The organism is Streptomyces sp. NBC_01171 (assembly GCF_045039805.1).
Lineage (GTDB): Bacteria > Actinomycetota > Actinomycetes > Streptomycetales > Streptomycetaceae > Streptomyces.
In genome coordinates this window covers 6,470,180-6,483,335 of sequence record NZ_CP108609.1, presented here as the reverse complement: position 1 = coordinate 6,483,335, position 13,156 = coordinate 6,470,180, and the positions used below count along the sequence as shown (strand labels likewise).

Here is a 13,156-nt window from a genome sequence, read left to right as displayed (position 1 = left end):
GGCGCAGAGCGGGCTCGGAGGCCAGGCAGTCATGCAGTATTCCAGCGGAGTGCGCGCGTCGCTGGTGTAGGACAGCTCGGTGTGGGCCGCTAGCGCGACGAGTGCCCGGCCGGCCTGCTCCTTGCCGGGCTCCGCGTTCGACGGTCAGTGCCCGACGAACTGCTGGCCGCCGTCGATGTCATAGGTGGCGCCGGTGAGGGCGCCGTTGGCCATGATGTGCAGAGCCAGGGCCGCCACATCGGCCGGGCCGACCACCCGTCCGATGGGCAGCGTTTTTCTCAACTGTTCCCGACGCGCTTCGAGTTGGTCACCCAGCAGAGAAGCCGAGAGCGGTGTGTCCACGAACCCGGCCGCGATGAGGTTGACCCGGACCGGGGCCAGCTCCAGTGCCAGGTTCGCCGTCAGCGCCGGGAGCGCTGCCGTGAGCGCGCCCGTCACTGCCATCCCGACCGCGGGCCGCCGCCCGCCTGTACCGCCGATGAACAGCAACGTTCCTCCTGGCCGGACCTTTGCCCGGCTCGCCCGCCCGGCCGCCAGCATCATCGCGATACGCCCACCGAAGTCACGTCCGGCGTCGGTCAGGTCGAGTCCGTCGAGGGGCGTGTACGACGGGCTGCCCGCCGTGACCAGCACATGGTCGACGGGATCCGGCAGTCCGTGCAGGAAGTGTTCCAGACGGTCGGTGTCCAGGGCGTCGAACGCGGCCGTGCTCAGGGGGCGCACGTCGTCCGCCGCCTGCTCGAGCCGGTCGGCGTCGCGTGCCGCGAGCACCACATCGCCGCCTGCCGCACGCACCTGCCGCGCGGTCTCCAGACCGATCCCTGAACTTCCTCCCACGACTACGACCGTTCGCCCGGCCAGCCATCCATCTGCTGAACGGGCCCCTCCGTCCTTCGCACTCACAGCAACTCCCCGTAGCACGAACGCGACTGGCAGACGTCTCTCCCCACGCCCCACACGCGTCTCCGTCTCTCCCGAGACCCAGTACGAGACGGCCTTCGGAACGGAGAGGAGGGGAAAGTGGGCGGTCATGGTCGACGGCCACAGACGGCCGAACCAGTGGGTCTCAGTCTGGCACTCGTCTGGCCTGGTCGCATCCGGGGTCTGGCGCCTCGACGGAAGGGCCACGAGCGGCGTCGCCCGGCTCAAACGTGGGTGGTGAAGCAGGCGGGGTCTCCGCCGAGCCGGACGCGTTCGACTGCGTCGAGGCGGGCGGAGCGCGAGGCGTCTTCGACTCCCTCGGGCTCTGCGGACCCGGGGTCAGTGGGTCCGGGATGACGGTCAGCGGTGCGAGGGCCTGGAGGTTATGGCCGGCACCCGGGCCCCTGGGACCGGCCAGGAAGGCGCTGGTGAGGTCCGCTCCGGCCAGGTCGGCGCGGGTGCGTCCCGTCCGCTCGCGCGCCCGCTGTACCTCGGCGTCGACGTCGCTCGCCGTGCGCGCTCTTCGCGCGAGTGCTGCTCGGCCGCCTCCTGCGCTTGAGCGAGCTGCTCTAAGCGGGCGCGAGGCCGCTCTGCGGATTCGTCCTTGGTTTGCGCTGAGGCCCGCGTCGGGGGTGCCGTGCTGGTACCCGGTTTCTCGGCCGACGGTGCGGTGCTGAGGTGGAAATCCGATGTCTGGCTGGTGAGTACCCGACGGACATGGTCGCATCCGCGAGCTTCAAGCCGCTCGTGGCGCTCCAGGGCCTGCGCAGCCACGATGAGCGTCTGGTCGAGCAGCTCGCCTCCCTTGCACTCACCAGCGGCAAGCGCAAGGTCCACGTCCAGGAGGAGGGCACGTACGTCCGCAGGACGGTGCGCACGAGTTGTTCGCCGCGGGTGGTGCGGGTGGTGATGGCCTTGAAGTGGGTGCGGCTCATGGCGGCGAAGTGGGTCGGGTAGGTGGCCACCGCGCTGCTTACCCCGCTTTCCTGCCGGCTCTCGAGCGCACCTTCACCTTCCAGCACCGCGACGGGCACAGCCAGCAGCACACCGTGCTGCTCACCGACGGCGGCGTTTACGACAACCTCGGCCTGTCCGTCCTGGAACCCGGACGGACGCGGTCCCACCGATCCGGGGCAGCGGGGGCGGCCTCGCAGCAGATCGCGGCGCCTGTCCGCCTACCGGGGCTACGACTTCGACAAGTACCGCCGCCACCTGTGAAACGTGGCATCAAAACGACGCGGCCACCGGGTATGACGCACCGCCAACTGCCCGGTCCTGACCTCTCCGCGACTGCGCCCAGTGCCGACGGCGGCTTCGGCCGCTTTCTGTCAGCGGCGGCCCGCTCCGGAGAGCTCCTGCGGTGCGCCGGTCACTCGGTCATGCGTCCAGCTCGCGGCCGCCTTCAGGGTTCGGCTGTCCACCACTGACCCGCGCGTCGCCAAGACGGTGGAAGTTTTGGCCGCCCGCAAGGTTTGACAGTCGCCTCGACGTACATACGTCGCGTTGACGAAACCTTTATCGGAGTAGCTAGGAGACATGTCATGGGCATCATCGCGTGGATTCTCATCGGCCTGATCGCCGGGTTCATCGCCAAGGCGATCATGCCGGGGAAGGACCCGGGCGGGGTCATCATCACGATCCTGATCGGTATAGCGGGCGGCCTGCTGGGCGGCTTCCTCGGCAAGGTCATCTTCGGTGTCGACTCCATCGATGGTTTCTTCGACCTCTCCACCTGGATCGCGGCCGTCATCGGCTCGGTCATCCTGCTGATCCTCTACCGCGTCATCACGGGCAACCGGCGACGCGCCTGACCGCTCCGTACACCGCAACGCGTTGAACGGCTCCTCCCTCACCTGGGGACGGAGCCGTTCGCCGTGCGTGGGCTTTCCCTCCGTCGCGCGAGCACGCAGGCAAGCTCCGTCGCGCTCGAAGGCGCGACGCCGCCTGCACCCGCTGGCCTGACGAACCCCGGTCGTATTGCTCCCCTCTGGTCCGGGAATCCCCCGACCGAAAGGTGTGGGCCCGACCCGACGGGGCAGTTGGGAGCAGACGTGATTGCCGATGCCATCGGCGCGTCGTGCCGTTTTATCTGTGGAGGAAACTGCCATGTTGCTGCCGGCCGAGAAGAACCTGCGTGCAGTCCTGGCGCGCTTCGCCGCCGCACGCATCGACCATGACGCGCTACCCACCCCCGACACCAGCCGGATGCTGCAGGACTCCTCCTACACGCTTTGCGTCATGACCGGCACCCACACCATCAAGGACGCCCTGCGCGCCGCCGACGCGATGCTGGAGCAGTACCGGGCCGACCGCAGCGGCATCACCCAGGCCGATGAGGCCCTCGCCGCATAGCCGAACCAGGACCATTCTGGCGATCATCGCGCGCAGGCAGCGGCTGCCGCGGGACCGTGCGGGTGTCTACCAGCAGGCGATCCCCTGGACTCATTCAGGGATCCAGGGTGTGCCCACTGCGGTGACTACGCGTCACGGTCATATCGCAGGGCCTGGATGAGCCAGGGGTACACCGGGATCAGGTTCGGTACTACCTGCCAGCCGTTGACGATCCACACCAGCCGCCAGTACCGGTCTACCCGGGGATCGTGCGCCTCTTCGAACTGCTGGGCCATCCACTCTCGGAATTCCATGTCAGGGGTGCGCGCGAGCACCTCGGCGAAGCGGTGCACGAGTTCGTCGATGACGGGTGCGCCCCTGTCGCCGAGCGGGTCGATGCCCGACTGCATGGCCTCGGTCACCTTCCGCCGGGTGAATTCCATCAGTTCCTCGCCGGCATCGCATTCGATGTCGAGCGGGCGCCCGGCGGCCTGACGTACGGCCGTCCGGCGCATCCGGGCACGGAAATCCTCGTCCCTGACCAGCTCGGCGAGCTCCACCCACGCGGCGACCTGCTCGCTCGTCGGATCATCGGGGAGGTCGGGAGTGGCAGCGCGAACCATGGCCACCGCGGACGGGTCGGCATCCACTGTGCCGAAGGTGCCATCCATGAAATCGTCGATCAAACGTCGGCGTTCCTCGCCGGACAACTGTGTGAGCCTGTGCATGAGTGTGGTCTCCTCGGGACTGGCCCCGCTTCTGGCTACGACTCGCAGAACACTCCGACGCAGTTGCAGCACCCGGATCTGGACGTCTATGGCGTCGGCGTGCGCCGCGGCGACTTCTGCGACCGAGAGCTCGCGGCTCAGTACCCGTTGAATCGTGGCCAGGTCCATGCCCAGCTGGCGCAGTGTGCAGAGGAGTTCCAGACGAAGCAGTGCGTCGGGGTCGTAGAGCCGATAGCCGGCGGGGCTACGGGTGGTCGGCGCTACCACCCCCGAGTCGGAGTAGAACCGGATGGTCCTCACAGACAAGCCGGTCCGCCGGGAAAGCTCCCCGATCGAGTAGAGGGTCGTAACGTCCATGTCCCCCACTCTGCTGTCTCCAGTCACTGGAGACTCAAGGCCATTCCCAAGCAGGGCCCCGACCACGAGACCTCCTGCGAGTTGCTGAAGCATGCGTCGTCGATGTGGGGGGTGGCTGACATGCCCGCGCCGCGCAGCACGGTGAAGGCGTAGCGGCGGGCGTCGGGGCTGGCGAGGGCCTGGTTCCAGGACAGCCAGAGCTGGTCGTAGGTTTCCCGACGGCGGTGTCGCAACAGGGGCCGAGGAGGAAGACGCCGGCGTAGAGGCGGTAGTCGTTCTCGGTGAGGTCGCGGAAGGCGATGAGGTCCAGGGGCGGGGTGGAGCGGGTGGCGCTCATCGTCCCGTGGGCGCGGGCGGCGGAGGTGTCCACCCAGGTGCGGGCCTTGTTCTCGGTCTCCAGGGCGGCCTGGCGCCATAGCCGGTACAGCGGCCAGTAAAACCGCCGAAGGGAAGGCTGCCTCAACTCGGCGGGCAAGCGAGATCGTCCCCTTGGTGCCGACAGAGCGGCTTGACATACACCCAATGTCCCCAAGGCGAGCCGGAGGAGTCGGCATCCGGCTCGCGCTCGGACAGCGGTCAGTGCGATCTCGCGGACAGGCGGTCGCCACACAGATCTACGCCTCACCGCCCACCCCGAGCGAATTGACAGTGCTTCACCAGCTTCGTACAGTCGAACTCAATTCGAGTTCGGATTCAGTGGTGGTCATGTCACGGGCCTGACGACGTGAGGGGCCCGTTCACAGCGGCGCGCGTCGTCAGGTTCTTCGCCCGGCATTCCGCCCCGTTGCTCATGACCGCCACAGAGAACCCGGGTGAAGACGGAGGAACCCTGGCTGGGTGCTCCGACCTCCGCCTAGGGCACAACCATCGGCGGAAGCGCCGAGAAAGCGTGACATGAGCAACTCAGAAATCACCTACACGTCGTCCACCCCCTGGATCGACCCGCCCGACGACATGGCCCAGGCATTGCGTGGTGACATCGGGTGCGATGTCGTTGTAGTCGGCGGCGGCCTGATGGGACTGTCGACTGCTCTGCGACTGGCCGAACGTGGTGTGGACACCGTGCTGCTGGAGGCGGGATTCTGCGGCTCGGGGGCGAGCTCGCGCAATGCCGGTCAGCTCTCCGGAGCGCCAGCGGGTGACGTCGAACTCCTCAGCTATCTGCACCCGCGTCGCTTCCCAGGGATCGTGCGTTTCGCGGACCACTCCGCCCACTTCGCAGAGGATCTGGTGAAGCGGCTCGACGTCGATTGCGACTACGAGCCCACGGGCAACGTCATGGCCGCCGTCACGAAGGGCCAGTTCCGCAGCGCCAGGAAGAAGGCGCAGATCCTGAAGAAGGCGGGCGGAGAGGCGCATTTCGGCGATCACCTCGACCTCGGCGTGCCGGACACGTTCTTCGGTGGACTCCTCGAACCAGCCGGTGGGCTGATGAACCCCGGCAAGTTCACCCTCGGACTCCGTGACGCCGTGTCCCGGGCGGGCGTAAGGGTCTTCGAACGGACCTCCGTGACGTCCGTCGTGCCGGACGGTGCGAAGGTCCTGGTGAGCGCGGAGCACGGGCGGGTGCGCGCCGAGCGGGTCGTGCTCGCCACCAACGCCTACTCGCGTGACCTGGCGATTGCCCCGAAGCGGCTCGCCGCGCCCATCTGGGTCACCGAGGTCGAGACTGAGCCAATCGAGCCGGGGCGGCTGGAGGCGGCCGGCTGGACGAGCCGCGCCGGCATCGCCACCCAGCACAACCTCATGCAGAACTACCGCCCCACCGCCCGCGGAACCCTCGTGTTCGGCGTCCGCCGGATCCAGGTGGGAGGCAAATCCGTGAACGACCGGCGGCGGCCGGACCCTTCGGTGGTGGCGGACCTCGTACGCGGCTTCCGCGCGCAGTTCCCCTCCCTGCGTGACGTCGCCCCGAAGACCGCCTGGGGCGGCTGGATCGCACTGACCCCCTCCTGGCTGCCCGTCGCCGGAGAGGCCACGAAGAACGTCTTCTACGCCACCGCCTGCAACGGCCACGGCCTGGCCCAGGCGCCCTACCTCGGCACACTCCTCGCCGACCGCATCGTCGGCGACCCGCTGCACGAGGATCTCGGCGCGGTGTGGCGACAGCACCCTCGCTTTATGACCTCTCCCGTGACCAACTCCCCCGTCCTGCGCACCGCATGGGCGGTTGACCGGCTCTCCGAACGACTCGGTAGCACCCGGCTGGGACGAGGCTGAACCCCGGGGGCGGCGCGCGGACGGAGGGACGACGGCTCGGCGGGGACGTCCCGCGACTGTTTGTCATCGCGGACTTCACCCGCTCCCGATGCGGTGTACAGCACCGTTCGCCGCCCCCGATGGGTTGCGGAACATCGCTGACAACGGCGCTCCACCAAGAACCCATTCAAAAGTCAGCGGTCACCTCGCGCCCGCTCCAACTGCCCCCGGTTCAGCCACTTCGGCAGTCCCGGCGCCGTGAGAAAGCCCTCCGCACGGGCAGCGGCCAGTCCGATACGCGCTACGTCCGTGCTCTTCTCGAACAGCAGGTAGCGCGGCTCCCAGATGGGCCGGTACTTCGCGTTGGCGCGGTAGAGCGACTCGATCTGCCACCAGCGGGAGAAGAAGGCGAGCAGGGAGCGCCACAGCCGCAGCACCGGGCCGGCGCCGAGCCGGGCGCCACGTTCGAAGACGGAGCGGAACATGGCGAAGTTGAGGGACAGCCGGGTGATCCGGGCCTCGTCCGCCCGTTGGATCAGGTCGAGCACCATGAACTCGATCAGGCCGTTGTCGGACTCCCGGTCCCGCCGCATGAGGTCCAGCGACAGCCCCTTCTCGCCCCAGGGAACGAAGCTGAGCAGCGCCCGCAACTGCTCTGCGGAGTCGACACATTCGAGCAATAGGCAGTCACCGTCGGCGGGGTCGCCGAGCCGTCCGAGAGCCATCGAGAAGCCCCGCTCGGTGTCCCCGTCACGCCAGTCGTCGGCCAGCCGCACCATCCGGGCCATCTCCTCGGCGGGGATGTCCGCGTGGCGCCGTATGCGCACGGTGTACCCGGCCCTGCCGACCCGGTGGTACGCCTGCCGGACGCCGCGCATGGCACGGCCCTCAAGAGCGAAGTCCGCGACCTCGACAATCGCTTCGTCACCCAACTCCAGTGCGTCCAGGCCGTGTCGGGCGTACACCATGCCGCCAAGTTCACTCGCGCCCATCACCGCGGGCGTCCAGCCGTGTTCGCGGGCCTCGGTCAGCCAGCGCTCGATCGCGCCCGGCCATGCCTCGGGGTCGCCCAGTGGATCGGCCGAGGCCAGTGAGACACCGCCGACCACCCGGTAGGTCACCGCGGCCTTGCCGGTGGGCGAGAAGACGACGCTCTTGTCCCGGCGCAGCGCGAAGTAGCCGAGCGAGTCCGCGTGCCCGTGCCGGGCGAGCAGTTCGCGCAGGCGCTCCTCGTCGGCCGCGGTGATCGGGTCCGTGGCGCGCACCGAGCGGAACGCCGCCCACAGCACGGCGACGAACACCGACGTGCTCGCCATGTTGATCAGTGCGTCGGCCCAGGCAGGGGTGGAGATGCCCGGGAACTCATCCCGCGCCGGGGCCATGGAAACGGCCCTTAGCAGCCCGTACGCCCAGCGGTCGACGAGGGTCGAGGACCGTGCGGGCGCCTCGTCGGCGACCGTGACCAGGAGGGCGGCCAGGAGCGAGGTGACCAGGAGGCCCCCGGCCGCCACCAGCAGGGCACGCCTGGGATTCGACCGATCGCCCTTGGCATAGAACTCCCGGCGCCCGGCAAGCAGGGCGCACCCGAACAGCGCGGTCAGCGCCAGCGATATCCAGTTCTGCGGGTGGGACCGGTATTCGGGCGCGAACGCCATGGCCGCCACGAACACGGCCGCGAGGAACCCCGACAGTGCGAGGTTCAGAATCCACGCCGCCCGCTTACGCCGGCGCAGGGTCACCGCCAGGAAGATCACGAAGGCCCCGGAGGCGTAGCCGGGCGTGACCAGATACGGCGTGAAGAGGTCCGCGGTGTCGTGCCGCCGGATGTCGTCCCCGAAGGACACCCACACCGCCCCGAGCACGTCGACCACCGCGACCACCCTCAGGTAGTGAATGGCGTAGGCGGCACCGTGCCGTCCCCACTCGGCTGGGGGCCGGTTTTCGTCCGATCTCAAGCGAAGTCTCCAGGTCTTCCATGACAACCAACGTACAACTGAACCAGAATACGATTCGTATTCGTATCGAAGCCAAGCGGCCTGGGCAGCGTCGCAGCTCGCTGTCATGACCAGAAGTGCGCGGGCTCGTGACCAACGGAGATGCCTCGGGGCGCCACGGAAGGCGGCTCAACCAGCACGGTGAGTTGGTCGTGGCGCGTAGCCATCGAGCGTTGCACCAACGTGTTACCGACGATCACCACATGCAACATCACCGGCACCGCGTTAGTGGTACTGGCGGTGGAGGGCACCGCCAAGCGGCGGTTCGCATCAGCGGTGAGCGAGTTCGTCCGCACCGACCCTGCCGCCGGCACCGACCTGGCAGACACTGGCATGCGCAGCATGAGGGAAACGACCGCGCTGATCACGGCACGGTGGGACCGGGAGGCGGCCGAACAAGCGGACTCGATCAGTCAGTTTCGGGGGCGTAGGTCCGGAAGGACGCGGTCAGCATGCGGCGCTCCTCGTCGATCGTGATGTCATCACCGTCCGGCGAGCGCCGGAACGCCATGTCGAAGAAACGACTGCCGACCTCGAAGGCCACTTGCGGAACGTGGCGCGGGGTGTCGGCCACGATGAGCCTCCGCTCGATCAAGTGACGCCAGAGCCGTTCCGCCTGGGCCTCGTCGAAACTGCGGACGAGCACGTCCACCGTTCCGTTGCGCCCCGCGAGCCACGACTCGGCGCAGCTTCGGTGGCCCCGAAAACTCTGCCGTAACGGTTGACAGCCCTGGAACACACTGTACTCTCGAATCCGAATCGTATTCGATTCGTGGCTCATGGAGGCCGGACGGAAGAAGGTCAGGACCTGGCCGACCTGAGGCGCCGTCGCGACCGAGGCGCTCGGCCGTCGCCTCGTCGACAAGGCATCTCACCGAGCACCTCGGCATTGCGCGGCTGATGGGGGGGACGGCGCTCCGCCACGCTGGACAGCACACCGCTCCGCGCGCGCAGGGACCGGCAGATCGGCGCAGACGAGGAACATGGACGCAACACACGTGCAGTACTTGGAAGCGGCGGCTTGGACCGGCCGCGCGCCCCGCCGGCCGGCCTCCGGAGTCACGGCATGACCGGCTGCCTGCTCCTGCTCACCGTTCTCGGTCTGACGGCCGCCGTACCGGTCGCGCGAGCGCTGGACCGGGCAGTCTGGCCTGAACGGGAGCCCGTGCTCGGCCTGTGGGTGTGGCAGTGCCTGGTCGTCACCGTCCTGCTGAGCTGCCTGACCGCTCTGGCGCTGGGCATGGCCGCGATCTTCCGGACCGTCCGCGACGATCTCTTCGGCTCCGCGCCCCCCGCCGTGGTCGCTGCCTACAGCCTGTCGTCCGTCCCCGCATGGGCCGTCGCCCTTACCATGCTGCTTGCGGCGGGCGCCGCCTGGACAGTGGCTGTGCTGGCAGGACGATTCAGGGCGGTCCGCCGGGCCCAGGGTGCGGCGCGTGACCGGCTGCGAGAACGGGCGCCCGAGCTACCCGCCGGCCTCCCCGCACAGGGCGGCCCGCTGCTGGTCCTGGAGGACGAGTACCCGGATGCCTGGTGGGCAACTGGCAACCCAGCGCGACTCGTCGTCACCACAGGCGCGCTGCACCGGCTGACAGACCGCCAGCTCGACGCCGTGCTCACGCACGAGCGCGGTCACGCCCGCGCCCGCCACGACTGGCTGCTGCACCTGTCCGCCGGTCTCGCCGAGGGGTTTCCCCGGATGCCACTGTTCAGCCTCTTCTGCGAGCGAACCCACCGGCTGGTGGAACTGGCCGCCGACGACACCGCCGCCCGACGCTGCGGGCACGTCACCACCGCGCTGGCCCTCATCGAACTCAACCAGCACCGTGGAGTCTTCTCCTGTGCATCCAGCCGTCGCCTGCTCGCGGACCGAGTGGACCGCCTCCTCACTCCCCCACCACGACTCAAGACCCGAACGCGTGCCCTCACCGCCGCCATGGCGGCATGCGCTCCGCTCCTGCCCCTGCTCATCACCTTCGCGCCCGGGATCGACGCGCTCGGCTGACGCGCCGTGAAGCACTGCCACGCCTTCGATCACGATTCGATTTTCAGAGGTACGCGCTGGAGGGCGGCATGCAGGGGCACGGCTTACACCGAGGAGACCTACGACGGGGTCACCGTGCTCGTGGCGTCCCGTCAGGGTGCCCTGACGGGACGGCCTGGTGCCTGGGCTTCACGGACAGCTCCGTCTTCGATCTCGGCGGCCGAAAGGTGACCGCGCTCCACCTGCGCGGTCACACAACGGGCCACAGCGGCTTCCTGATCGAACCGGACGGCTTCCTGTTCGTCGCGGACGTTGATTTGACATCGTTCGGTCCGTTCTACAGTGATGTCGGCAGCGATCTGGCGGCCTTCGAAGCGTCGATGCGCCGATGCGCCGGAGTCGACGCCCGCTGGTACGGCACCGGCCACCAGAAGGGGGCGATCGCAGGCTCCGCGCGTTCGCCGGCGTGGTGGAACAGCGTGACGCGGCTCTGCTGGCTTTCCTGGCCGAGCCGAGGACGGTACCGGAGATCGTCGGGCACCGGCTCGTGCACCGCCGGCACGTCGAAGGTCCTCACGTGGCGCCGGTGGAGCGCCGGACCGCAAAACGGCACCTGAACCGACTGGCGGACCGGGTGCTCGTTACGGAGACCGAGCCGGGCCGCTTCCGGGCCACCTGACCTACGGCCGCTCCGTCTCGGCCGCCGCCACAGGCTGGGGACGACGTTCGAACCAGCGGGCGACCGGCTCGACCGTGATGCCGTGCAGGAAGATGCTCATCAGTACGGTCACGCCCATCACCTTGATCACGAACGCGGCGTCGGGACCGGACAACTGGGTGTACGCGAGCACCGCGAAGACGATCGAGGTGACGCCCCGGGAGCCGAGCCAGCCGATGGCCCAGCGTTCGGGCCAGGTGAATTTGGTGCCCTTGAGCGACGCCACCACAGGCACCATCCGGGCAACGGTGAGGGCGAGCAGGGCGTAGCCGATGGTGGCGAGGTCGACGCCGTTCTCGAACACGTCGGCGATGAGCTTGCCGAAGGTGAACCACACGGCGAGGGTCATCAGGTAGGTCGCGTCGTGCACCAGGTCGAGATGGTGCTTACCGAGGGTGTGCGCGGTGCGCGCGTACCACAAGCCGGTGACGAACGCGGCGACGAAGCCGTTGCCGCCGATCACCACGGAGGCCGCGTAGGCGACGAAGGGGAGGGCCAGGCCGGCCAGGCGCAGATCGGCCGCCTTGGCCCACCCCGCCGAGAAGGCCCGGCGCACCAGCCAGATGGCGGGGAGAGCCACGACCGTACCCGCGAGCACCGCGTAGCCCGCGCCCTTGAAGGCATCCAGGACGAGGTCACCGAAGGAATGGCCCTGTGCGGTGACGAGGTTGGCCACGCAAAAGACGAACAGGGGTGAGATCAGACCGTCGTTGAAGCCGCCCTCGATGTTCAGGGCGGCCCGTATCCGCAGCGGCACACGCTCGTCCCGCAGGAACATCATGATCGGCGCGAGGTCCATGGGCATGACCACCAAGGCGGCCACGGCCAGCAGCCACCAGTTGGTACCGGGGAACAGCAGGGCGCCGGCCAGAGTGGCGAGTGCGAGGGAGACGGGAAGGGCCAGAGTCAGCAGCCGGACCTCGCCGACCGAGCCCTCCAGCCGCTCGTAGTCCCGTGCCTCGGTGGCGTCGGTGAACAGCATCACCGCCAGCACGAGTTCGACACCCCGCTGGAAGGTGTGCGTCTCCATGTCGAGCGTGAGGACCGGATGGTCGCCGCCGGTCAGCAGGATGCCTGCCACCGCGAAGGCGATGGGCGCGGTGACACTCCACCGGGCCAGCCGGTCCGAGACCGTCCCCCACAGGAACAGCAGCGACAGCAGGACGAGGAGTGCGATCACAGGATCTCACCATAGTCGGTCGGGTGACTGAAACTATGCGACACCTTCCACCCAGAGGGGTCAATACGGCAAATCGCCCCGCATCCGGACAGGCGACCCGTCCAGTCAGCCCGCGACCGCGTCGGCGTCGCGGCGTACCCCGGAGAGTCCGACGAGCATCTCCGTGACGGCTTCGAGGTCCTGTCGAGAGCGGGCCGGGTGCGGGTCGCACACGTACTGCATGATCAGCCCGTCGAGCCCGGCGACGACGAGCCGGCCGAGCTGGGCGAAGGGAACCGCGCAGATCTCCCCGGCCCGCTGGGCGGCCTGCTGGCACCAGTCCGCGACGACGGCGGCGTACCGCTCGTACTGCCAGCGGGCGAGGCTCTCCATGCCGACGGTGCGCAGGGCGTGATTGGTCAGCTCGTACTGCATGACCTGCAGGTCGGAGCGGCCGTCGACGAGGCGGACCCAGAAATCCTCGACACCGCGCCGGATGGCGTGCTCCAGCCCGCCGTCGAGATCGGCGGCGGCCCGGAACACCTCAGCGGTCTCCTCGATCACGTCCTCGATCACCGCGCGCAGGAGCAGTTCCTTGGAGGGGAAGACGTACTGCATCGTCCCCAGCGGGACACCGGCCTCGGTGGCGACCGCCCGCAACGAGGTCCGGCCCACTCCGTCCCGGGCCAGCACGGTGCGGGCCGCGGCCACGAACTGCCGATGGCGGACCGACGCTTCGATGTAAGGCATAGCCCTCCTTTCCCA

General features: G+C 68.7%; 14 protein-coding genes. 6 read left to right on the top strand and 8 right to left on the bottom strand.

The features are described 5' to 3' along the window. Window positions 1-144 precede the first annotated feature (144 nt). Window positions 145-837 (bottom strand): SDR family oxidoreductase, encoded by a 693-nt coding sequence (locus OG448_RS30025; RefSeq protein WP_405558492.1) that lies wholly within the window; start codon window positions 835-837, stop codon window positions 145-147. An 801-nt stretch (window positions 838-1,638) separates the two neighbouring features. Between OG448_RS30025 and OG448_RS30020 the strand changes: the two genes are divergently transcribed. The 3 genes from OG448_RS30020 to OG448_RS30010 all read left to right on the top strand — a co-directional run bounded on the left by OG448_RS30020 (window position 1,639) and on the right by OG448_RS30010 (window position 3,273). Beyond that, complete coding sequence (locus OG448_RS30020) at window positions 1,639-1,878, top strand: hypothetical protein (protein WP_405559068.1); 240 nt, start codon at window positions 1,639-1,641, stop codon at window positions 1,876-1,878. Window positions 1,879-2,462: 584 nt separating this feature from the next. Beyond that, window positions 2,463-2,732, top strand: a complete 270-nt coding sequence (locus OG448_RS30015) for a GlsB/YeaQ/YmgE family stress response membrane protein (protein ID WP_135794726.1) — start codon at window positions 2,463-2,465, stop codon at window positions 2,730-2,732. 295 nt (window positions 2,733-3,027) lie between these two features. Continuing rightward, window positions 3,028-3,273 (top strand): DUF5133 domain-containing protein, encoded by a 246-nt coding sequence (locus OG448_RS30010; protein WP_405558491.1) that lies wholly within the window; start codon window positions 3,028-3,030, stop codon window positions 3,271-3,273. Window positions 3,274-3,398: 125 nt separating this feature from the next. Here the strand turns inward: OG448_RS30010 and OG448_RS30005 are convergent, their stop codons facing one another. Beyond that, a complete protein-coding gene (locus OG448_RS30005) occupies window positions 3,399-4,337 on the bottom strand; it encodes a MerR family transcriptional regulator (protein ID WP_405558489.1) in 939 nt (312 codons plus the stop codon). A gap of 23 nt (window positions 4,338-4,360) precedes the next feature. Then, a complete protein-coding gene (locus OG448_RS30000) occupies window positions 4,361-4,570 on the bottom strand; it encodes a hypothetical protein (protein WP_405558488.1) in 210 nt (69 codons plus the stop codon). Between the two features lie 661 nt (window positions 4,571-5,231). On the opposite strand from OG448_RS30000, the gene OG448_RS29995 reads away from it, so the two are divergent. Further along, window positions 5,232-6,557, top strand: coding sequence for an NAD(P)/FAD-dependent oxidoreductase (locus OG448_RS29995; RefSeq protein WP_405558487.1), 1,326 nt, complete (start codon window positions 5,232-5,234; stop codon window positions 6,555-6,557). 173 nt (window positions 6,558-6,730) lie between these two features. On the opposite strand, the gene OG448_RS29990 is transcribed toward OG448_RS29995, so the two are convergent. The 3 genes from OG448_RS29990 to OG448_RS29980 all read right to left on the bottom strand — a co-directional run bounded on the left by OG448_RS29990 (window position 6,731) and on the right by OG448_RS29980 (window position 9,182). Continuing rightward, entirely contained in the window at window positions 6,731-8,491 is a 1,761-nt protein-coding gene (locus tag OG448_RS29990; protein WP_405558486.1) for a phosphatidylglycerol lysyltransferase domain-containing protein, read from the bottom strand. 104 nt (window positions 8,492-8,595) lie between these two features. Continuing rightward, the gene (locus tag OG448_RS29985) at window positions 8,596-8,898 is read right to left on the bottom strand and encodes a hypothetical protein (RefSeq protein ID WP_405558484.1); all 303 of its coding nucleotides are present in this window, start codon (window positions 8,896-8,898) and stop codon (window positions 8,596-8,598) included. Window positions 8,899-8,939: 41 nt separating this feature from the next. Further along, window positions 8,940-9,182, bottom strand: coding sequence for a hypothetical protein (locus OG448_RS29980; RefSeq protein WP_405558483.1), 243 nt, complete (start codon window positions 9,180-9,182; stop codon window positions 8,940-8,942). A gap of 414 nt (window positions 9,183-9,596) precedes the next feature. Here OG448_RS29980 and OG448_RS29975 point away from each other — a divergent pair, with 414 nt between their 5' ends. Together OG448_RS29975 and OG448_RS29970 are read left to right on the top strand one after the other, a co-directional pair. Next, on the top strand, window positions 9,597-10,535 hold the full coding sequence (locus OG448_RS29975) for a M56 family metallopeptidase (protein WP_405558481.1): 939 nt from the start codon (window positions 9,597-9,599) through the stop codon (window positions 10,533-10,535). A 206-nt stretch (window positions 10,536-10,741) separates the two neighbouring features. Continuing rightward, window positions 10,742-11,131 (top strand): hypothetical protein, encoded by a 390-nt coding sequence (locus OG448_RS29970; RefSeq protein WP_405558479.1) that lies wholly within the window; start codon window positions 10,742-10,744, stop codon window positions 11,129-11,131. A gap of 63 nt (window positions 11,132-11,194) precedes the next feature. Here the strand turns inward: OG448_RS29970 and OG448_RS29965 are convergent, their stop codons facing one another. Together OG448_RS29965 and OG448_RS29960 are read right to left on the bottom strand one after the other, a co-directional pair. Then, window positions 11,195-12,412, bottom strand: a complete 1,218-nt coding sequence (locus OG448_RS29965; protein ID WP_405558478.1) for a cation:proton antiporter — start codon at window positions 12,410-12,412, stop codon at window positions 11,195-11,197. 105 nt (window positions 12,413-12,517) lie between these two features. Continuing rightward, entirely contained in the window at window positions 12,518-13,141 is a 624-nt protein-coding gene (locus OG448_RS29960; RefSeq protein ID WP_405558476.1) for a TetR/AcrR family transcriptional regulator, read from the bottom strand. Window positions 13,142-13,156 lie beyond the last annotated feature (15 nt).